This is a genomic window from Microcoleus sp. A6-C6, from assembly GCF_036705955.1.
GTDB lineage: Bacteria > Cyanobacteriota > Cyanobacteriia > Cyanobacteriales > Microcoleaceae > Microcoleus.
In genome coordinates this window covers 45,966-67,722 of record NZ_JAUBVR010000005.1, presented here as the reverse complement: position 1 = coordinate 67,722, position 21,757 = coordinate 45,966, and the positions used below count along the sequence as shown (strand labels likewise).

General features: G+C 44.3%; 17 protein-coding genes. 8 read left to right on the top strand and 9 right to left on the bottom strand.

Annotated features, from left to right (window positions below):
• The first annotated feature begins 294 nt into the window (after positions 1 to 294).
• Positions 295 to 1,365, top strand: coding sequence for a DMT family transporter (locus tag QUB52_RS03990; RefSeq protein ID WP_332972469.1), 1,071 nt, complete (start codon positions 295 to 297; stop codon positions 1,363 to 1,365).
• 114 nt (positions 1,366 to 1,479) lie between these two features.
• On the opposite strand, the gene QUB52_RS03985 is transcribed toward QUB52_RS03990, so the two are convergent.
• Positions 1,480 to 2,154 (bottom strand): phage tail protein, encoded by a 675-nt coding sequence (locus tag QUB52_RS03985; protein WP_332972468.1) that lies wholly within the window; start codon positions 2,152 to 2,154, stop codon positions 1,480 to 1,482.
• A gap of 1 nt (position 2,155) precedes the next feature.
• Positions 2,156 to 3,325: an AAA family ATPase gene (locus tag QUB52_RS03980; protein ID WP_332972467.1), complete on the bottom strand. Its 1,170-nt coding sequence runs from the start codon at positions 3,323 to 3,325 to the stop codon at positions 2,156 to 2,158.
• Between the two features lie 47 nt (positions 3,326 to 3,372).
• On the opposite strand from QUB52_RS03980, the gene QUB52_RS03975 reads away from it, so the two are divergent.
• Genes QUB52_RS03975 through QUB52_RS03965 form a run of 3 tightly spaced genes read left to right on the top strand, consistent with a single transcriptional unit; the run spans position 3,373 to position 9,278 of the window.
• A complete protein-coding gene (locus QUB52_RS03975; RefSeq protein WP_332972466.1) occupies positions 3,373 to 4,269 on the top strand; it encodes a M20/M25/M40 family metallo-hydrolase in 897 nt (298 codons plus the stop codon).
• A 50-nt stretch (positions 4,270 to 4,319) separates the two neighbouring features.
• Positions 4,320 to 8,084 carry a hydantoinase B/oxoprolinase family protein gene (locus QUB52_RS03970; RefSeq protein ID WP_332972465.1) on the top strand — a complete coding sequence of 1,255 codons (3,765 nt, stop codon included), beginning with the start codon at positions 4,320 to 4,322 and terminating at the stop codon, positions 8,082 to 8,084.
• Between the two features lie 51 nt (positions 8,085 to 8,135).
• Positions 8,136 to 9,278: a three-Cys-motif partner protein TcmP gene (locus QUB52_RS03965; protein WP_332972463.1), complete on the top strand. Its 1,143-nt coding sequence runs from the start codon at positions 8,136 to 8,138 to the stop codon at positions 9,276 to 9,278.
• On the opposite strand, the gene QUB52_RS03960 is transcribed toward QUB52_RS03965, so the two are convergent.
• The 3 genes from QUB52_RS03960 to QUB52_RS03950 form a co-directional block, all read right to left on the bottom strand.
• The gene (locus QUB52_RS03960) at positions 9,253 to 10,047 is read right to left on the bottom strand and encodes a DUF5131 family protein (protein WP_332972462.1); all 795 of its coding nucleotides are present in this window, start codon (positions 10,045 to 10,047) and stop codon (positions 9,253 to 9,255) included. The two genes, QUB52_RS03965 and QUB52_RS03960, sit on opposite strands and share 26 nt — an antisense overlap.
• Before the next feature lie 273 nt (positions 10,048 to 10,320).
• A complete protein-coding gene (locus tag QUB52_RS03955) occupies positions 10,321 to 10,548 on the bottom strand; it encodes a hypothetical protein (protein ID WP_332967359.1) in 228 nt (75 codons plus the stop codon).
• Complete coding sequence (locus QUB52_RS03950; RefSeq protein ID WP_332972461.1) at positions 10,538 to 10,810, bottom strand: hypothetical protein; 273 nt, start codon at positions 10,808 to 10,810, stop codon at positions 10,538 to 10,540. The genes QUB52_RS03955 and QUB52_RS03950 overlap by 11 nt, the downstream gene beginning before the upstream one ends.
• Positions 10,811 to 11,009: 199 nt before the next feature.
• Here QUB52_RS03950 and QUB52_RS03945 point away from each other — a divergent pair, with 199 nt between their 5' ends.
• On the top strand, positions 11,010 to 11,657 hold the full coding sequence (locus QUB52_RS03945; RefSeq protein ID WP_265235640.1) for an RNA polymerase sigma factor: 648 nt from the start codon (positions 11,010 to 11,012) through the stop codon (positions 11,655 to 11,657).
• A gap of 129 nt (positions 11,658 to 11,786) precedes the next feature.
• Positions 11,787 to 12,107 carry a 2Fe-2S iron-sulfur cluster-binding protein gene (locus QUB52_RS03940; protein WP_265235590.1) on the top strand — a complete coding sequence of 107 codons (321 nt, stop codon included), beginning with the start codon at positions 11,787 to 11,789 and terminating at the stop codon, positions 12,105 to 12,107.
• 185 nt (positions 12,108 to 12,292) lie between these two features.
• Here the strand turns inward: QUB52_RS03940 and treS are convergent, their stop codons facing one another.
• Positions 12,293 to 15,670, bottom strand: coding sequence for a maltose alpha-D-glucosyltransferase (treS, locus tag QUB52_RS03935; RefSeq protein WP_332972500.1), 3,378 nt, complete (start codon positions 15,668 to 15,670; stop codon positions 12,293 to 12,295).
• 380 nt (positions 15,671 to 16,050) lie between these two features.
• On the opposite strand from treS, the gene QUB52_RS03930 reads away from it, so the two are divergent.
• A complete protein-coding gene (locus QUB52_RS03930) occupies positions 16,051 to 16,281 on the top strand; it encodes a photosystem II protein, Psb35-related (protein ID WP_265235591.1) in 231 nt (76 codons plus the stop codon).
• Positions 16,282 to 16,372: 91 nt separating this feature from the next.
• On the opposite strand, the gene QUB52_RS03925 is transcribed toward QUB52_RS03930, so the two are convergent.
• From QUB52_RS03925 to QUB52_RS03915, 3 genes are all read right to left on the bottom strand, one after another.
• Complete coding sequence (locus QUB52_RS03925; protein ID WP_265235592.1) at positions 16,373 to 16,744, bottom strand: DUF5615 family PIN-like protein; 372 nt, start codon at positions 16,742 to 16,744, stop codon at positions 16,373 to 16,375.
• Positions 16,741 to 16,971: a DUF433 domain-containing protein gene (locus tag QUB52_RS03920; RefSeq protein ID WP_265235593.1), complete on the bottom strand. Its 231-nt coding sequence runs from the start codon at positions 16,969 to 16,971 to the stop codon at positions 16,741 to 16,743. The genes QUB52_RS03925 and QUB52_RS03920 overlap by 4 nt, the downstream gene beginning before the upstream one ends.
• 82 nt (positions 16,972 to 17,053) lie before the next feature.
• The gene (locus tag QUB52_RS03915) at positions 17,054 to 20,020 is read right to left on the bottom strand and encodes an ATP-dependent Clp protease ATP-binding subunit (RefSeq protein WP_332972460.1); all 2,967 of its coding nucleotides are present in this window, start codon (positions 20,018 to 20,020) and stop codon (positions 17,054 to 17,056) included.
• A gap of 250 nt (positions 20,021 to 20,270) precedes the next feature.
• Here QUB52_RS03915 and QUB52_RS03910 point away from each other — a divergent pair, with 250 nt between their 5' ends.
• Positions 20,271 to 21,686 carry an MBOAT family O-acyltransferase gene (locus QUB52_RS03910; RefSeq protein ID WP_332972459.1) on the top strand — a complete coding sequence of 472 codons (1,416 nt, stop codon included), beginning with the start codon at positions 20,271 to 20,273 and terminating at the stop codon, positions 21,684 to 21,686.
• The last annotated feature ends 71 nt before the right edge of the window (positions 21,687 to 21,757 follow it).

Below are 21,757 nucleotides of genomic sequence, written 5' to 3'. Positions count from 1 at the left end.
TTTTTTGTAGCTAACTTATAGTGTGACTCATCTGAAGGAAGAGTTGACAGTTGACAGTTGACAGTTGACAGTTGTCAGAGGGAAGAGGGAAGAAGGCTACTCGATGAGACTGAAGAAACCGGGTTTTTTGCAGAGATTCAGGGTTTGAAGCGAATATCTGGGTGAAAAAACCCGGTTTCTTGCCGATCGGTCGATCGCACTTAACCCACCTTCGATCTATAATTGTAAAAATTGCTTAACAAATCTACATCATTCCCGTGAGAGCCACTCTCATCAATTATTTGGAGTCCCGCCATGCAGCTAAAAATTACCGATTCTAAACTGCCCTTTGCGCCGCTGTTGCTAATCGCGCCGTTTTTCCTGTGGGGAACCGCGATGGTAGCGATGAAAGGAGTCATGCCGCACACGACACCGCTGTTTGTGGCTGTCGTGCGTTTATTACCTGCGGGCGTGTTGGTGTTGCTGGCGGCGGCATTGATGGGAAAACAGCAACCGCAGGGTTGGAAAGCTTGGCTGTGGATTTCGTTGTTTGCTTTGGTTGACGGTACTTTGTTTCAAGGCTTTTTAGCCGAAGGTTTGGCGAGAACCGGTGCGGGTTTGGGCTCGGTGATGATTGATTCTCAACCGCTAGCAGTGGCGATTTTGTGTTTGTGGCTGTTTCAAGAAAAAATCGGTTTTTGGGGCTGGTTGGGACTAGCAATCGGCGTTATCGGCATCAGTTTAATTGGGTTGCCAGATGGCTTTATTTTGGGGCTGTTTCATCCTGAAAGCGCGCAGGTTTCTGCGGGTATCGAAAGTGTGTTTGAGGGCGGGGAATGGTTGATGCTGTTGGCGGCTTTGTCGATGGCTGTGGGTACGGTTTTGGTGCGCTGGGTTTGCCGTTATGTTGACCCGATTGTGGCGACGGGCTGGCACATGATTTTAGGCGGTTTGCCGTTGTTGGCGATGTCGGCGGCTACTGAGTCGGAGCAGTTTGTGAATATCGATTTTTCTGGTTGGATGGCTTTAGGTTATTCTACAGTGTTCGGAAGTGCGATCGCCTACGGTTTATTCTTTTATTTTGCTTCTAGCGGCAGTCTGACAAGTTTAAGTTCTCTGACGTTTCTTACTCCAGTTTTTGCTTTACTGTTCGGTAATTTGTTCTTGGGTGAAGTCTTGAATCCGCTGCAATCGATGGGAGTAGGGCTGACGTTGGTGAGTATTTATCTGATCAACCAGCGGGATACTTTGGCGGAGAAGTTGGGAAAAGGGCGGAATGGTGAAGCTAATTCTGAGGAGAAAGTGCAGTTATTAGAGTCGTCTGAGTTGAAGAAAGTTGAATTTTCAGTGAAATTACGGGCTACAGAATTGGAGTCTGAGGTTTAGGAATTTGGGGAATTTATAGCCGTTTTCAGGTAGGGAAACGGCACTACCATGTCCTGTATTTCTTGCTAATCTCCTAATTTTTATCTCTATTCTGCGACATAAAAATCTTGAGCGTTACCAGTCATCCTCTTCAACAATTTGAATGTTTCTACTCTCAATCTCTTCTATAAAATTTTTCAAACTAGCATTATCTTGATAATGCTTCATCAAAATTTTATGCTTGCCATATTGTTTGGCCATTTCTCGATAATATTCAGATTTTTTAGCATCAATTGTAAAATCATGTTTCTTGGAAAGTGCCTGATTTAATGTTTCGAGACAATTTTGAGATTTAGATTTTCTATTGTCTGTATAATACAATGGGAGTAGCCAACACTCAATAGAGTCAACCGAAATTGCAAACACTATCCGCTGTTGATTTTTATCGTAAAATTCCTCACCTATCACATCTCTAAATTTTTCAATGACTTTTTCAATCAACTGCTGAATAGTAAATTGATTGCCATTTTCATCTCGACTCGGAACATTGTAATTAGAATTTTCTGAATCCACCAAAACATCAGTATCTATTTGAATGATGATATACTCATTAGATTGAAATGATTCTTGAAACTTTTTTGACCTGCAATAATCAAAAACCAGAGTCCAACCACCAGGATTTTTGTCTTTATCTATTTCTGGTTGCAGTGGTCTGATAACTAGATCGGATCTGTTGAAATATCCAGCTAAAATACTCTTAATAACAATCTGATCAGTATGTCCTTCTGTAATCAATCCAAACTTAATCATATTAAAAATTTTCAGGAAGTCCGCCGATATAGCCTCTCAAGAATGCCTCTGATAATGATACAGGTTCTTGTCCCTCCAAAGGTTCAGGTTTTAGAATGCGTATTGCTTTAGTATGCCCTAATTGGCTGCGGTAGATCGCAAACAGCCGCTGTTCCTTATCCTCTAAATCCAAACCATCCAAAACTGCCGGGTTGTGAGTTGTAAAGATGACTTGTTTATCGTTATTTTTTGCTAGTTCGACTAATTCTTGGATTAATCGGCGACATAATCTGGGATTAAGAGAAGCGTCAATGTTATCAATTGCAAAAAACTTAGGTGTGATATCGCTGATGAATAAGGTAAAGTAAAAAAGTAAAAACAAAAAGCCTTCATTAGAACTTCTTTGGTCGAAATAACTTAAATCTGCATCTAAGTACCTATCTTTGATTTGGAGAGAAGTTTGCAGCGCTGCTAAATTTTGAGGAACTTCAAAATCTTTAAACCAATCTATCAATCGCAGCTTTTCTTTGATTGCATTAAGTTTGTCTTGATTCTGAGCTAAACTTAAAAAGTTGATAAGTTTAAACAAGCCTTCACCATTAATGCCTAATGGTTGAATTTGCCCTTCTTTTTCAAAAGTTCGTAAAGCTGGGTTTTCAGGAGAGTAAACTATAAATTTATTTAAGTGAAGTATTTGAACAAATGATTCTATATCCTTGTCCAATATTGATAATTCTGGTTCTGGTAGTTCCGTTTTATTTTCTAAAATCGATATAAGTCTGTCTTGCCCTCCGTATTTCTGAACAAAAAGCTTAAGAACATTCTCTGTAGAGGTTTCATTGTTGCCCCAAAAGTTTTTACTAACCCACTGAGAATAAGGAGAATTATCATTTTGTAAAATACAACTGAATTCTTCTCCCTTATTCGCTCTTAACTCAATGCTGATATCTTTAACCAAATTTTCTTTTTCAAAAGCCGATCGCATAAATCGAGGTTCTGTCACCCGAATCCCCCGTGCAGCAAGAAACTCGTTATCCAGTTTATCATTAGCAGCCGCAGAAGCCAGGGCGATCGCTTCCAAAATATTGCTCTTACCGCAGCCATTTTCGCCAATCAATACGGTGACTCGTCCTAATTCCAGCTTCAGCTTTTGAATAGACTTGTAATTTTGGATTCTGACTTCTCCAATCATAATTCAATCTCATATAATTTGAGTGTACTCATTGTATGTGCGATCGCATGGAGCTCAAAGAACGCCTGCACAGTCACCTAATTCAAATTATACGCGATCGCAATCCTTACTTGGCATCCGCAGGGCATTTCTATGTCCAGCAATACATCCGCGAACAATTGGGAGAGTGGGGAACTGTAGAAATTGACGATTTTGCGGTGCGCGGGCGAATTCATCACAATTTTATCTTAGATTTACCCCCCCTCAATCCCCCCCTTGCTAAGGGGGGGGAGCCAGAAAAATTTCCTCCCTTTAGCAATGGGGGGAAGCAAGAAAATTTGCCGATTATTATCGGTGCTCATTACGATTCTGTACCTGGTACGCCTGGGGCGGATGATAATGCTACTGGGGTGGCTGTGTTGCTGGAATTGGCTAGGGCGATCGCACTTCAGCCACTAAAATATCCAGTACAATTAATTGCCTTCGATATGGAAGAAGCTGGTTGTTGGGGAAGCCGTCATCATGCAGCTAAATACAAACAACAGAAACAGTCAATTCGGTTGATGATTTCTTTGGAAATGTTGGGTTATTGCAACCATAATCCGAACTCCCAAAGCTATCCGGCGGGACTAAAATATTTTTATCCGAATATTGGCAATTTTATTGCTTTAATCGGGAACTTGCGGACTGTTCGCGATATGATGGCCTTGAGCGGAAATATCCGCAAATCTGGTCAAGCTTGCGAGTGGCTGCCGGTGCCGAATCGAGGTTTAATTGTACCGGATACTCGCCTCAGCGATCATGCTCCTTTTTGGGATAATGGTTATCCGGCTATTATGGTGACGGATACGGCTAATATGCGGAATCCGCATTATCATCAAGCGAGTGATAAGATTGAGACTTTGGATTTGGATTTTCTTGCGGGTGTTTGTCGGGGTTTGGTTGAGGCTATTCGATATCTATAGATTTTTTTAACGAACCGCGAAGGCGCGAAGGGCGCGAAGGAAGAAGGAAGATGAGAGATAAAGATATTAATGCTGATTTTCCCGATCGCACTTCCTGGCAATTCTGGATCGATCGCGGCGGCACTTTTACCGATATAGTAGCCCAAAAGCCCGATGGTAAGCTCGTAATTCACAAGCTGCTGTCGGAAAATCCCGATCGCTACACCGACGCAGCAGTGCAAGGAATTCGGGATATTTTGGGGATTGCGGCGGGGGAATCGATCCCGGCGGGGGAGATTGCAGCGATTAAAATGGGTACGACGGTGGCGACAAATGCTTTGCTGGAACGTAAGGGCGATCGCACTATTCTGCTAATTACTAAGGGTTTCGGCGATGCGCTGAGAATTGGCTATCAAAACCGCCCGAATATCTTCGCCCGCCACATTATTTTACCAGAAATGCTGTACGATCGCGCGATCGAAGTTGCGGAACGCTACAGCGCCAAAGGTGAGGAGTTAATGGCTGTGAATTTGGATTTTATCCCATCTTTGCAGCAAGCCTATGATGACGGAATTCGCAGTTGTGCGATCGTCTTTATGCACGGCTACCGCTACTCGGAACACGAAAAACAAGTTGCTCAAATAGCCAAAAAAATTGGCTTTACTCAAATTTCATTATCTCACGAAGTCAGCCCTTTAATGAAATTAGTTTCGCGGGGAGATACTGCGGTTGTCGATGCTTATTTGTCTCCGATTTTACGCCGTTATGTCGAACAAATCACCCATGAATTAATCGAGGCAGAGCCTCTGGATCTGCGTTTCCAGGCAGAGCCTGTAAACGAGGTTAATGAGGGATTATCAATGCCCAATGCCCAATGCCCAATGCCCGATTCCCACATCCCCAAATTAATGTTTATGCAGTCAAACGGCGGCTTAGTAGATGCCGCCAAATTTCAAGGAAAAAATAGTATTTTATCCGGGCCTGCTGGGGGAATTGTCGGTGCAGTTCAAACCAGTAAAAAGGCTGGTTTCGATAAAATTATTACCTTTGATATGGGCGGGACATCGACAGATGTTGCCCATTTTAACGGCGAATACGAACGGGAATTCGAGACAGAAATTGCTGGGGTGAGATTGCGATCGCCCGTGATGGCAATTCACACTGTAGCAGCCGGTGGCGGTTCCGTTGTGTTTTTTGACGGGGCGCGCTACCGCGTCGGGCCGGAGTCTGCGGGCGCTAATCCAGGCCCCGCTTGCTATCGGAAAGGCGGGCCTTTGACGGTGACTGATTGTAATGTGATGTTGGGGAAAATTCAACCGGATTTTTTCCCGAAGGTGTTTGGATTGACGGGAGATTTGCCGATCGCCACTGAGGTAGTCAAGCAAAAATTCGTGCAGTTAGCGGGGGAAATTGGGCGCGAGAAGACACCGGAACAGGTGGCGGAGGGGTTTTTGGCGATCGCCGTGGAAAAGATGGCTAATGCGGTGAAAAAAATCTCGCTTCAGCGCGGTTATGATGTTTCGGAGTATACATTGTGTTGTTTCGGCGGCGCGGGCGGCCAACACGCTTGTGCGATCGCCGATTGTTTGGGCATGAAACGGGTGTTTATTCACCCCTACGCGGGGGTGTTATCCGCCTACGGTATGGGTTTGGCTGATGTGCGGGTTATGCGCGAAAGGGCGATCGAGGAATTATTAACTGGTGAATTAATTGATGATTTACAGGATATTTTAGGGCAATTGGAGGCGGAGGGAAAGAGGGAATTGAACCGCAGAGGCGCAGAGGGCACAGAGAATGAGTCAGAGGTTTTAGTTATTAGGAAGTTGCGCTTAAAATATCAGGGAAGTGATTCGGTTTTGCTGGTAAATTTTGCGGGAAATCTTGAGGAGATGCAGGCTGAGTTTGAAGTCTTGCACCGACAGCGATACAGTTTTATTATGCCGGAAAAATCGCTAATTGTCGAAGCGGTTTCGGTGGAAGTTGTAGAAATTATGAATGTGGCGGATGAATCGACAGTTGCTAATTCTCGTGATGCGGAATCGATCGCCCACCAGCCAATCTCTACCGTGCAAATGTATGTTGCTGGCGAGTGGCGGGAAACGCCTGTGTATCGGAGGGAAGATTTGCGATCGGGCGACGACATTAGCGGCCCGGCTGCGATCGTAGAAGCAACTGGAACTAATATTATAGAGCCTGGATGGGAAGCGACGATCACGGAAAATAACGATTTAATTTTGAACCGCCGATCCACGGAGATAGACGCAGCTCGCATCCGCGTTAATTCGCGTTTATCTGCGGTTGCAGCAGATCCTGTTTTGCTGGAAATTTTTAATAACTTATTTCGGGCGATCGCCGAACAAATGGGCGTTACATTACAAAACACAAGTTCATCCGTCAACATCAAAGAACGCCTCGACTTTTCCTGTGCAGTATTCGACAAAAACGGGCAATTAGTTGCCAACGCGCCGCACATTCCCGTGCATCTAGGTTCAATGAGCGAAAGCGTAGAAGCTTTAATTTTATCACAAAGTCATACAATTAAACCTGGGGATGTTTATGTTTCTAACAATCCCTACAACGGCGGCACGCATTTACCAGATATCACCGCAATTACTCCCATATTTGATAATTCTTCCTCCCTTCCTTTGTTTTATGTGGCTTCGCGGGGACACCACGCCGACATCGGCGGTATCACTCCCGGTTCCATGCCTCCCAACAGTAAAATAGTCACTGAAGAAGGCGTATTGTTTGACAATTTCCAGCTAGTTAGCGAGGGAAAATTTCGAGAACCAGAATTACTAGAAATTCTCACATCCGGGGATTTCCCGGTTCGCAATCCCGCACAAAACATCGCGGATTTGCAAGCTCAAGTTGCTGCAAATAATCGCGGTGTAGCAGAACTTCTCAAGATGGTTGAACATTACGGTTTAGAAACAGTACAAGCTTATATGGGTTTTGTGCAAGATAATGCTGAAGAATCAGTGCGGCGGGTAATTGATGTTTTGAAAGATGGCGAGTTTACTTATCCGATGGATAGTGGCGGACAGATTAAGGTAGCTATTACAATTAACAAGTCGGCGCGCCGTGCAAAAATAGATTTTACTGGCACATCTTCTCAGCAATTTAACAATTTTAATGCTCCGGTTGCGGTGTGTAAAGCGGCTGTGCTGTATGTTTTCCGCACCTTGGTAGATGACGATATTCCTCTGAATGCGGGCTGTTTGAAACCTCTGGAAATCATCAATCCGGCAGGCTGTATGCTGAATCCGCGCTATCCGGCGGCTGTGGTGGCGGGAAATGTGGAAACGTCGCAGAATATTACGGATGCTTTGTATTGTGCACTGGGGGCGATCGCATCTTCCCAGGGCACTATGAATAATTTCACCTTTGGAAATAACCGCTATCAATATTATGAAACAATTTGCGGCGGTTCGGGTGCTGGTGCAAGTTTTGACGGTACTGATGCGGTGCAAACTCACATGACTAATTCGCGTTTAACCGATCCAGAAGTATTAGAATGGCGGTTTCCGGTGTTGTTAGAAAGTTTTGCAATCCGGGCTAATAGCGGCGGGAATGGAGCTCATCGCGGAGGTAATGGAGTGGTGCGGCGAGTGCGGTTTCTGGAGGATATGACGGCGGGTATTTTATCGGGGCGGCGGGTGATTTCTCCCTGCGGTTTGCATGGGGGTGAATCGGGGAAAGTTGGGCGGAATTATGTTGAGAGATTTGATGGAAATGTTGAGGAGTTGGGAAGTACGGCGAGTGTGGAAATGCGATCGGGGGATGTGTTTGTAATTGAGACTCCGGGTGGCGGCGGTTATGGTAGAGCAAAATAGTAGTATAATTCACTAAAATGTAATAATCATTGATATTGGGGACGCAAAGTTATGGTTAATAATTCTTTCTTTGATAGGCCTACAGAACAGTCTTTAGTCAAAATTGATATAGTCACTAAATACTTTGGGGCATGGGCTCAGGTAATTATTTCTCAAATCCAAAAAAGACCAAGCCCAAAAAGACCAGAAAATATTGCATACGTAGATCTATTTTCTGGTCCTGGTCGCTATCAAGATGGTTCTAAGTCTACACCATTACTTATTTTGGAGCGTGCCATTGCAGAACCAAAAATCAGAGAACTTTTAGTAACAATTTTTAATGATATAGACCCAAATAATACTCAGTCTCTCGATCAGGCAATAGCATCCTTACCTGATATACACACCTTAAAACACAAACCAATTATTTTTAATAAGGAGGTGGGAGAAGAAATCATCCAGGATATTAAAAATAATGTAAAATCAGCACCGACACTTTTTTTTATTGACCCTTTTGGTTATAAAGGTTTATCAATTAATTTAATAGGTTCAGTCATCAGTAATTGGGGTAGTGAGTGCATATTTTTCTTTAATTACAACAGAATTAACATGGATGTAAATAACAGATTTGTCAAGGAAGACATGAACTCTCTTTTTGGTAAAGAACGAGCAAATGCGCTAAGGGAAAAACTTAAACCTATGCAGCCTGAAGAACGAGAGTCAACTATTGTAGAGGCTATTTGTCAAGCATTGAAAGATGTTGGAGGATCGCACGTTCAAAATTTTTGCTTCAAAAAATCTAGTGGTAGCCGTACTAGCCATTATCTTATTTTTGTATCTAAGGATAAATTAGGTCACTCAATTATGAAAGACATTATGGCTAAAAAAAGCTCTGTTTTTACTCAGGGAGTACCCTCTTTTGAATACAATCAGAGTCAGGCGGCTATTCAGCTTTCACTCTTTGATTTTCAACCGATCGATGACCTTGAAAATATGCTTCTTGATGAATTTGCTGGTCAAACACTGACAATGGAACAAATTTACAATCAGCATCATGTTGGCAAGCGTTACATTAGTAAAAATTACAAGGAAGCTCTTAAGAAACTAGAACAACAAGGTAAAATTATCGCAGATCCACCAGCTAGTGAACGAAGGAAGCAAAGAGGAGAAATTACATTTGGAGAGCAAGTCAGAGTTTCATTTCCACCAAAGTAGCTGCTACTACTTTATTTGAGTTACGACTCATCCTGAAAGTGTAGCCATTGAATTGCTTTTGATGTTGATCCCATGCTTCGGGCATCTCATCCCAAATTTTATCATCCAGAAGTCTGCCAGCAGCTTTAGGTGTTCTACCTCCCCACTGCTTGAAGAAAAATGCTACTTCCGCATCTTGACATTGCTGCTTGATACGATCGACCCATTCAGCCTGCATGGGACGGTGTTTTACCCCCGATTCTCCGCCAACAATTACCCAGTGAATGTCTTTTAAATTGAGTTCTAAATCACCTAAAAGCGGTTCGCATGATAAAAATCTGACTTTAGCTGGCACTTGCCGCAAACAGTCAATCCTGTTAACGTAGTTTTGATTTTCGACTGAAACTCCCATCCAAATATTATCATGCCACTCTAATTCGTCAGCGATTTCTCGAAGGCGTTCGTGTCTTTTGGTCAAGATTTGATATATGTGCCAAGGAGTTTCACGCATTACATCAAAAACTTCTTTGAGAAATTCAATGGGCACTTCTTCATGAAATAAATCGCTCATTGAGTTGACGAAAATACGGCTAGGCTTTTTCCAGCGCTTTGGTTCTTCCAAGCGATTCCTATGGAGTGTTAAATCAAAGCCGTTAGGAAAATTAGTATGGAAACGCTTTGTTAATGCTTCTGCATAACAATGGGTGCAGCCGGGACTGACTTTATCGCAGCCAGTTGTTGGATTCCATGTTCTATCAGTCCATTCGATACCAGTATTAATGCTAGACATAGAAACACTTGACCCTTGAAACACTAAATTATCTTTTGATGTGCGCTGGATACATATAGTTTATATGTATCAATTTAGATAGATGCAGCATCACCTACAACTCCATTATATAATTAAATTGACGTAAATATCAACAATATTTAAGCAGTTGCATTAAATGTATATGGTAGTGTAAAATTTGGCTAAAATACAATTTATTTTTAAAAGCGTTACAGAACAGTGGTGCAAACATTTAAGTGTTAGCAAGGTCTGCACTCTGCACGCTGCGAATCACTAAACATGGTAAGCAGTTATGGCAGTTTTTAAGTCAGAACTGTAGATAGACTCGACTCTAGGAAAAGTCGGATGACTCCACCAAAATTTAATTCTACTGCCTTTTGCTGGAGCTGAGCCAATACGAGTGTAACCTGCATTAAACATCAGTTGTTCAAAGTCAGCTACAGGCAAAGTTTTAGATAGAATTGGCGAAACACCTTGAATTGTGTGCTTGTCAAGGGTCATAACTCCCCTGATAAGTGGTATAGATTCGATAGTCTGACAATACTAGCCCTAACCCAGCAAAACTGTGAATTGTTCCCGGATATGTTTCTTCCGCTTCACTGCCACCAATACGGATTTTAAGCGGGCCAAACCAAGCATAAAAACCGGGAATCAGAGCATCCATACTGTAGGCGATCGCTCTTAATTGACCGTCATCAACCGCTACAGCTTTTTCTGGTACGGGTTCTTGTTGATTGGGAGTAATATAGCCTGAGTTTTTCATAACTTTTCTGCTCTGTGAAAAGCTCGATCGCGCGGATTCACATTATATACTATCTTCAAACACCGGCAAAATGCCAGGAATACCGATCTGCGGGCATCGTACCGCTAAAAAATCGCCCTCAAATCTGGAATGTCGATCGACAAATCGTGTAGAATCATGCTGCACCAGCATTTATTCCCACAACCGTTCCAGAACAATTGTGCAAACACCTGTTTTTTCCGAACTAAACCATCCTGTGGTCAAATCCCTGTTCCACCACAGCGATCGCGAATTATTGACTTTGTTTCAAAACCATCCCGATCAAGGGCGCTTCTTCACGGCAATTTTTTGCCGCTACGCTCAAATTGTCCACTCCCTGATCCGCCATTCCGTGCGATCGCCCGTACAAGGCGATTACCTGTTCGCCCACACTTGGCTGCACATCTATCACGAGCTCCGAGGCCTCGATTTGCGCCACGAAATGCCAGACTCTGATGGCGACAATCTCAGCCTCCAAAACTGGCTGATTAATGTCACCGCTATCTGCATCAATCAAGCCGAATTGCCCCCTGTAGAGTCGATTCACTACTCTCTGCAATCCGCTTCACCTCCCCTCTGGTGTTACGTCAGACAAGCCTTAGAATTGTTAGCGCCACTGCCGCGTTTAGTCGTGTTGATGGCTCAGACTTTCCGCTGGAGCGAAACTCGAATCGCAGCTTATTTGCAAGCAGAAGGTGAAGCAATTTCGCCCGCTCAAGTCAAGGCTTTGCTCCAAAAAGGATATCAAACTTTAGAATCAAATTTGCCGGAGGATATTCGCGCTATTTATCTAGATGAACATCTCGAATATCAACAAGCACTGGTCTAAATGTTGTATCCGATAAATTCGCTAATACCAATTATTCTTCAGTCCGCGGAGGCGGACTTCGTTTGTGTAGTAGCGGTTTCAACCGCCGACTCCTGAAACTCAAACTCAGACATAATATAAGAGGTGGAAATGGCAGTTTATCAAGTTCGGCTAGTGAATGAAGCGATCGCCCTCGATCGCACGATCGCCGTACCGGACGACCAGTATATCTTAGATATGGCAGAAGCAGCCGGCATCCGCTTGCCCAATGGATGCAAGCAAGGAGAGTGTTCTGCTTGCGTTGTCAAACTGCTCAGCGGTGAAATCGACCAAAGCGAACAAAAGTTTTTGAAGCCCTCAGAATTGCAAGCTGGCTACGCTGTTACTTGTGTTGCTTACCCGCTTTCTGATTGCACTTTGTTAACTCATCAAGAACAAGTTTTATATCAAGCAGCTCTTTATTTTAAGTAATGCAAAGTGGTTTATTTTTGAGTCCGCGAAGGCGGACTTCGTTTGTGTAGTCGCGAATTCTATTCGCCGATAAAATCAATATCAAAGCAGATTTAGTTAATATAAGGTGCGCACTGCGCACCCTACTCACTACTTAAAAATCAGCTACGGCCTGTGATTGACATTCAGCAATTCCAGAATCCGCTTCAATTGACATTCAGCAATTCTAGAATCCGTTTCAGCGGAATTTCCGCCCAATCCAATCGGTAATTGAGCTCGTAGGCCAGCTCAGAAACCCCTTTTTCCAAAATGTAAGCATCCAGCAAAACTTGCAGTTCTGGTATAGATTTGGGTAAGAAATTTGCATCGGCTGCTGTTACCAAATAGCTGTTAAGAAAAGTGAGGCTGACCCAGCGGTGCCAAACGTTCGCCCACTGCTGCATCTCCGGAAGATTTTCAGGGCGAATCATGCCACTTTGTACTTCATTGCGGAGTGCAAAAACAGAAGCATAATTGAAAGATTGTAGCATTCCCGCAACATCTCGCAGGGGCGATCTCTTCATCCGCCGCTCACTTAATGGTCGATTGCGTTCTCCTCCAAAATCAATAATTACGAAGTCTTTGCCCGTATAAAGAACTTGCCCAAAATGAAAGTCCCCATGACAGCGAATTCGATCGGCCGTGATTCTCAAGTTCAAAATAGACTTGAAACGTTCCATGAGCAAATCTTCGCGGTTGAGGATGCTTTGTCCCATTTTTTGCGCTTCTGGTGGCAGTTTGGACAAATGCTTTTTCAGCAGCAGCAAAGTTCTTCCTGCCATATTTCTCATCTGTTGATAGATAGAACGCTGGTAAAATGAGGTGAAGTTTTCAGGGGCAAAAGCGGGATTTTCTGGCTCAGAAGCTAAAGCGAGGTGGAGTTCGGCTGTCCGCTGACCTAAAAGTTCGGCTGATGCTAAGTAAGAGCCGATGAGTTCGCGAGCTAATGCCGGAATTTCTAGGGATAAATCGGCTACTAGCGAGTTTGACTGTCGCATTTGTGCGGTCAAAGCGCTGGGTAAATAATCTTCGGGAGAAGTAGATAAAAACTCGCCGGAATACTTTGCTTCTACTGTCATTACTTGCTCGAAATAGTCGCGTAGTGTGTCTAATGTATAAGACCAAGCGTCCCTACTGTCGGGGATGAGTTTTTGCAGTATTCCAACTGTAATTACTTGTTTTTCTGCTGTGCGGTATTCCAATGCTCCGGCAATTGGAGCGTAGTGTTGGATCGGGTTGTGCTCTGTTAAAAAGCGTCCGATTTCTAATTCGGGGTTGATGCCTTCCTCGACTTTTCGCAATATTTTCAAGACGAATTGATCGCCGTAACCTGCGGATGTATTGCTTTGTTCTTTTTTGAACAGGTGAGGCTCCAGGTCGGATAAATCTTGTTCTGAGCTGAATGCAATGTCAGGAATTCCTAGCAGTTGACCTGCTGCACCTGCGTAACTGCGAGAATTGGCGATCGCCCCCAGCAGCGCGCTCAGCAAGCCTTTGTCCCCAGCAGCATCAAATAGCACCCCGACTTCGTTGCTTTCAGGGAAGTGCAGGCGCGCGATCGCCCGATCGTCCAAATCACCTTTGATCTCTTCCCAACCTAAAGGCAAAACATAAGTTTCCGGCATTCCTTCAGTATAGTTCAACAACAAAAACAGAATGTAAACTTTAGAATCATCTCCGGTACTATTGTGGCATTCAACAGGCACGATATCGCTAATTTCTAACGATTGAATCGTCCTATCTGCACCCACAAACCAGCGATGGTTGTGCAAGTAATTAGGCAAAAGAGAGAGCAGCATCTCGCTTAATTGACTTGTAGCAAAAGCATTTTTCCAATTGCCGATGACCGCCAAACTCGGCAACTCTGTTTTAAAGCCGTGTGAAAAATCTTCTTGTTTAACAGTAAGAGTAAACCAGTAAAACGTGTGAGGACTCAAGCTCAAAAAGTAAGGCGACTCGCCAACTTGCGGAAACTCAGTGCGACCGAAAATCTCCACCGGAACAGCACCTTTAAACGGTGAAAGGTCTAATTCTGCCGTCTGCACGAAGCGCGACAAATTAGCGACTACCAGAATGTGTTCGTCTTGATAAGTGCGCACAAAAGCTAAAACTTTGCGGTTTTCTGGGTACAGAAACTCGCAAGTTCCGCGGCCGAATGCTTGGAAGCGTTGGCGAACAGCAATCAAGCGTTTCATCCACCACCACAGAGAACTCGGATTCGCCCGCTGCGCTTCCACGTTAACCGATTCGTAGTGATATTCAGGGTCAACAATTGGCGGCGCGTACAGCCGCTGCGGGTTAGCGCGGCTGAAACCTGCATTGCGATCGCTACTCCACTGCATCGGAGTTCTCACCCCGTTGCGATCGCCCAAATAGATATTATCACCCATCCCAATCTCATCGCCGTAATAAAGCACCGGCGTACCAGGAAGAGACAGCAACAAAGCATTCATCAACTCAATGCGGCGGCGGTTGTTTCCCATCAGCGGAGCCAAGCGGCGGCGGATACCCAAATTAATTCTCGCCTGAGTATCTTGAGCGTAAACCCGATACATATAATCTCGGTCTTCATCGCTCACCATTTCCAGCGTCAATTCATCGTGATTCCGCAAAAATAATGCCCACTGACAATTATTGGGAATCTGCGGAGTTTGCTGGAGAATATCGCTAATTGGGAAGCTATCTTCCATGTGCAAAGCCATAAATAAACGCGGCATCAGCGGAAAATGAAAGTTCATGTGACATTCATCGCCACCAGCATAATATTCAACCGCATCCTCCGGCCACTGATTCGCCTCAGCAAGCAGCATCCGGTTGGGAAATTTCTCATCTACGTGCTTGCGCAAATGCTTCAGGAATACGTGAGTTTCTGGCAAGTTTTCGCAGTTAGTACCTTCGCGCTCGTACAGGTAAGGCACCGCATCCATCCGCAGTCCGTCTACTCCCAGTTCCAACCAGAAATCTACCACATCTAAGATAGCTTGGCGGACGGCTGGATTGTCGTAATTCAAATCTGGTTGATGGGAATAAAAACGGTGCCAGTAATAAGCTTTTGCTACCGCATCCCAAGCCCAATTAGAAGTCTCAAAATCTTGAAAAATAATCCGAGCATCTTGATATTTTTCCGGCGTATCACTCCACACATAAAAATCTCTTTCGTTACTGCCTTTCGGGGCGCGGCGCGCTCGCTGAAACCATGCGTGCTGGTCGGAAGTATGGTTGACAATCAACTCAATAATGACTCTAATTCCCCGCTGGTGCGCTGCTTCTAAAAGCTCTTTAAAGTCCTCTAACGTGCCGTAAATTGGGTTGACGGTGGTATAGTGAGATGTATCGTAACCGTCGTCTCGAAGCGGCGAGGGGAAAAATGGCAGTACCCAAATTGCTGTTACTCCCAAGTTTTGCAGGTAATCCAGTTTTTCTGTCAGTCCCCGAAAGTCGCCGATGCCGTCTGCATTGCTGTCTGCAAAAGCGCGAATTGGTACTTCGTAAATGATGGCGTCTTTGAACCACAATGGATCGTCATTTAACATTGAGTTGGGCATAATTTTTATGGTGATTGGTAATTTTGATTTGGGAATGGCGATTTGGTAATTGAGATTTGTTAGTTCAAATCCAAACTGATAAATCATAACGCATAATTTTGCCACGATTCGTCATGCTAGCGGCAGAGTTTTAATCGTAATTTATTAACGCAAAACTTATAATTTCTTAATTAAAAAATTAAACAATCTATTTTGCTATTGCGGATACAGTTCACAATTGGGATACCGGTGCTTGCTAACTACACCCTATATTTCCCTCAAAGGTGCGGTATCCCGTACCTGCTGGACGGTTGGCACGACATTACACTACCTTGACGTTGATTGCTAAATTTTGTTACATTTATTTACATAAAGCAACAAAAGTTAAGGAAAAAACAAAAATGATTATTGTAATCGCTCTTTTGGTCGTCGGTTGGGTAGCGGCCTCAGTGATTGGTACTCAAGCATATTTTCTGGGCGAACAGTCAAAGCCCATTCACGATCGCAATTGGAATGATCAATCTTTTGAACAACTGGCAAAATCTGTGACTGGAACAGACATTGATTACCGCGTTCGCGTTCCCGCATACAGCATGGATGCTTATACCAGTCGCATGATGGGCAATTCGTAATATTCAGTAGCACGCTTCACTATTTTCAATAACAGGCTTTCTGGCCTGTTCCACAAGAAGATTTATTTTTTGTGGAACAGGCCAGAAAGCGTTATCGCAGTGTAATCGGCAAAATTCTCACCCTAGATCGCGTTTCATCCACAGAAATGAACGCCCCCGACTCAATTTGTGGCTCAAATTGACGCAATACTTCCACAATCAAACTCTCTATATTGGCAGGCAGTACATCTTGAATACGCACTTGAATTACAGTGGGAGAATCAGCTTGGGTAGCTGCCAGCAGTGTACCAAAATCTAAATCGTGAGTGAATACTGCATAGCCATTTACTCGCGCCCAGTCCATAATAACGCGATCAGTGGCACGAGGATCGCCGACTGTAGACCAATGAAGAGACTCTATTCCGTATTTAGTAAATACGAGAGTCCATTCAGGTGACAGGTTCATATCAATCAAAATTTTCACGCTATTTTGATAAGAATTTCTACTTCTTCAACTCGCCACGCTGCATAGGCAAGTGCTTCATATATATCTGCTTCTTCCAGGTAGGGATAAGCCTGCAAAATGTCGGACGGTGAGTGTCCCGATGCCATCAGTCCGACTATCGTGCCAACAGTGACTCGCAAGCCACGAATGCAGGGTTTTCCACCCATTACCTCTGGATTCAGAGTGATTCTAGTTAGTTGTTTCATGATTGTAAACTACCAGGCTTTCTGGGACACAAGAAGATTTATTTTTGGTGGAACAGGCCAGAAAGCCTGTTCCTAAATCCAGCTACAAACTGTTACCTACCAGGGCGGGGAGAGAGTCTTTTTTGCGAAACTGCAAAGCGTTATTTACGCAGTCGATCGCAATTGTATCACCTTCGACAAACGCATTTTCCAGAATCTTGTTAGCCAGCGGGTTTTCCAGCTCCCGCTGGATGGCGCGTTTCAAGGGACGAGCGCCATAAACTGGATCGTAACCGACATCTGTGATATGGTTTTTCGCCGCATCTGAGAGTTCCAAAGTGATTTTTTGCTCCGCCAACAACCGCTCGATCCGCTTCACTTGGATGGTGACGATTTGCCGCAGTTCGATCTTGCTCAACGTGTGGAACAAAATGATCTCATCCACCCGATTGAGAAATTCTGGCCGGAAGTGCGATCGCAAAGCAGTCATCACCCGTTTTAGCATTTGTTCGTACTCTTCGTCTGTCTCCCGTTCTTGAGTCAAGGATTTTTCATTGTTAGACTTGTTTTCAGACTTAATTTCAATCTTACTTTCCGTCTTACCTTCACTGTCAATATCAACTCGCTGGGCTGACACCTCGACAGTACCATCATCAGCAACTTTATAATCTGTCTTGGGAATTGATACCTCCTTCGGTTCGTGCTTGCGAGTTGCTGGTTTCTTGGCGGTTTTTTCCTTCTTCGCAAACACCTCTAAAATGTGATCGCTACCGATATTGCTAGTCATCACAATTACGGTATTTCTAAAGTCAACAACTCGACCTTGAGAATCGGTAATTCTGCCGTCATCCAACACTTGCAGCAAAATGTTAAATACATCGGGGTGCGCTTTTTCTACCTCGTCAAACAGCACTACCGAATAAGGATGTCTCCGCACTGCTTCGGAAAGTTGTCCGCCTTCGTCGTAGCCGACATATCCGGGGGGAGCTCCGACTAACCGGGAGACGCTGTGCTTCTCCATGTATTCGGACATATCGATGCGGACGATCGCATCATCGCTGTCAAACAAGAACTCCGCCAACGCCCGCGCTAACTCGGTTTTTCCCACGCCTGTGGGGCCCATAAACAAGAAAGAACCGATCGGTCTACCGGGATCTTTCATACCAGCCCGCGCCCGCCTAATCGCCGCAGCAACCGCCGTTACAGCCTCCTCTTGACCGATGACTTTTTTGTGCAAATGGCTTTCCAATTGCAGCAATTTTTGGCGTTCCGACTCTAACAACCGATTGACCGGAATTCCCGTCCATTTCGCCACAATTTCCGCAATATCACCCTCAGTAACTTTTTCCCGCAGCAGTGAAGAACCTTGAGCTTGCTGTTTCAAAAGTTCGGCTTCCTTGGCTTCGCGATCGCGCACCGCAGTCTCCAATTTACCGTATTTCAACTGCGCCGCTTTATTCAAATCATAAGCTCTTTCTGCCTGTTCGATTTGCACTCGCAATTGGTCTTCTTCTGCTTTCAATTTATTGATTGCATCCAACAACTGCTTTTCGCCCAGCCATTGAGATGACAATTTTTCCTGCTTGACTTTTAAGATGTCAATCTCTGTTTTGATGCGATCGATCCGGGGGCTGATGGTGGGGCTGGGAGAACCTTTTCCCTCGCCTTCAATCGACAATTTTTCCATTTCCAACTGCATCACCCGGCGGTCGATTCCTTCCAATTCCACGGGTTTGGAGGTAATCTCCATTTTCAAATGGGCGGCCGCTTCATCTACAAGGTCGATCGCCTTATCCGGCAAAAAGCGATCGGAAATATAGCGAAAAGACAGAGTTGCAGCAGCAACCAGCGCCGAATCGGTAATTTTTACCCCGTGATGGCGTTCGTAGCGGTCTTTCAATCCGCGCAAAATTGAAACAGTATCTTCCACAGTCGGTTCGCCAACAAATACTTGTTGAAAGCGGCGTTCTAGTGCCGGATCTTTTTCAATATTTTTGCGGAATTCATCGAGAGTTGTAGCGCCGATACAGCGCAATTCGCCTCTGGCTAACATCGGTTTCAACAAATTGCCAGCATCCATTCCCGAACCGGAACTGCCGCCGCCGCCAGTGCCAACAACGGTGTGCAATTCGTCAATAAATAGGACAATTTGCCCGTCGGAATCGATAACTTCTCGCAGGACAGAACGCAATCGTTCTTCAAATTCACCTCGGAATTTTGCCCCAGCAATTAAACTGCCCATATCGAGGCTGAATAGTTGGCGATTTTTCAAAGATTCGGGCACGTCGCCGTTAACAATTCGCTGGGCTAAACCTTCGGCGATCGCAGTTTTTCCAACTCCGGGATCGCCAATTAACACCGGATTGTTTTTTTGGCGGCGCGAAAGAACTTGGACGACACGGCGAATTTCTTCATCGCGGCCGATTACTGGGTCGAGTTTGCCTGCTTTGGCGGCTTCTGTCAAATCGCGGCCGTACTTACTCAGCGCGTCGGAGTTGGATTCGGGATTTTGGTTTTGACTTTGACTTTGGCTTTGGCTTTGGCTTTGGCTTTGGCTTTGGTTTTGATCTTTGACTTTGGTAGTAGCGCGAATTGATTTGATTGCTTCATCGAGTTTGGGGCGATCGATCGTCCCTGGGGCTGGTTTGCGATCGTATCCGGGGCGGCCTGGTGGCCCATCGCCCCTAGTCAGCAATCGCCTACCAACTCGTTCATCTTCTAGGAAGCCTATTAATAAATGTTCAACGGCGATAAAATTATCTTGCCAAGTCTGTCTGGCAGACTCAGCAGCATCTAACATCACTTCTAAGCCGCGGCCAAGGTATAGTTGGTCAGCGTTGGCAACTCTCGGCTGTCGTTTAGCAAAGGCATCTAACTGCTGCGCCAAGCGGGGGACATCGACTCCAGCTTGGCTGAGAATGCTGTTTGCTAGGGCTTGCTGTTCTAGAATGGCGATCGCTAAATGTTCAACCTCTAGCTGCTGATTGGCAAAGCGGCGGGCTACATCCTGGGATTTGACTATGGCTTCCCAGGCTTGATCTGTAAATTTGCTAGGGTCTGTTGGCTGCACGTTGGTTCCTCACAATCAAGGGGATTCCTGTTGTTATTCGTCAATATATCGTCTCACAACCATCATAATCTTGAAACACGATGTGTGAATCTATGAGTGCGGTTAACAAGAGCGGAAGTTGCCACACAATTGACCGCTTGTACAAGCTTACCGTCCGCAATCCACCCCAAAATTTGGTGTAGTCTGACCGGATCGCGCGATCGAACTTAGGAAAATATTGCCAGCATTTAAAAAAAATCGACTGAGATTTATGTTATTTCCCACTTACCAATTTTTAGTATTTTTCCTGATTCTTTTTAGCACAATCCTCTCTTTGAAGCCTCAAATCGATTTATATAAAATTGTCTTGCTAGTTTCCAGTTTATTATTTTATTCCTTTTGGAGTTTTGATTTTCTCTGGCTCCTAGTTTTAGGCACTGTCTACAATTATATCATTCTCCGGGCTGTCTGCCACAGCAAATATAAAAAACTTGCTTTCGTCTCCGGCATAATTTTCAACATTGCCAACCTCGGCATCTTTAAATATTGCAACTTCTTTGTAACTTCCTTATTTGAGGTACTAAACCAGCTACAGATTCCCGCTACCTTTCAAGTGTTGCAAATAATCGCCCCCGTCGGCGTATCATTCTACACTTTTAGAATGATTTCCCATTTAATTGACTGCTACCAACACAAAATCTCCTGTCCAAAATTTGTAGAATACGCCACCTACATTACCTACTTTCCCCAAATTGCCTCCGGGCCAATCTCGCGGGCTGGCGAATTTTACACGCAGCTAAATTCACCTAAAAAATACGATTATCAAATCGAAGAAGTTATAGTTTTAATTTTGTCGGGACTCTTCAAAAAATATACTTTATCGAGCTTTTTGTTTAACTTCACCCAACTCCCATTCAAAGTTCCCCAGCAATACAGCAGCATCGATTTAATCCTCGCCGCAATTTCCTATTCCTGTTTAATTTATGTAGATTTCAGCGGCTACTCGGATTTAGCTAACGGCATCTCCTGTTTGCTGGGTTTCAAACCCATTGCTAACTTTAATATGCCATACCGATCGCTCAGCTTGCAAGAATTTTGGAAAAGGTGGCACATCAGTCTTTCCGAGTGGCTGAGAGATTACCTTTACTTTCCCTTGGGCGGCAATAAATACGGCAAATTGCGGAAGTACGTAAATTTACTGATGACAATGGCGATCGGCGGATTTTGGCACGGCGCAGGTTTAAACTTTATTGTCTGGGGAGCAATTCACGGTTTAGGATTGGTTGTCAACCATCTATGTAAAGATATCCCCCAAGCTATCGGCTGGAAAATAGACTATCGCTTTCCCACATTTACAAAATTTTTCAGTTGGTTGTTAACATTTACCTTTGTTACCTGTAGTTGGGTATTTTTCGGCACTCCCAACTGGGAAACTGCGATCGGGTTTTTTCAGGGAATCTTTCGTTTTTCGGCTGCAACTTTTCAATTCAACTTTTGGCAATTGTATCTAGTAATTGCCGTCATTGGCGCGATCAACCTGTGGGGCGATCGCATTTCCAAGCTATTGCAAACCGTATTTTCCTTAAAAAACCTGTTCTTTCGGGTTGTCTTAGTTTCGCTGTTCGTGTATGCTATCTTGATGCTGGGGCCGAGCACCGTCCCACCTTTTATTTACTTTAATTTCTAAAAAAGCAAGTAAATCCACCTAATTAAACGTAAAATACGGATCGCTAAAAAGATTCCTGTGTATGTCTTATT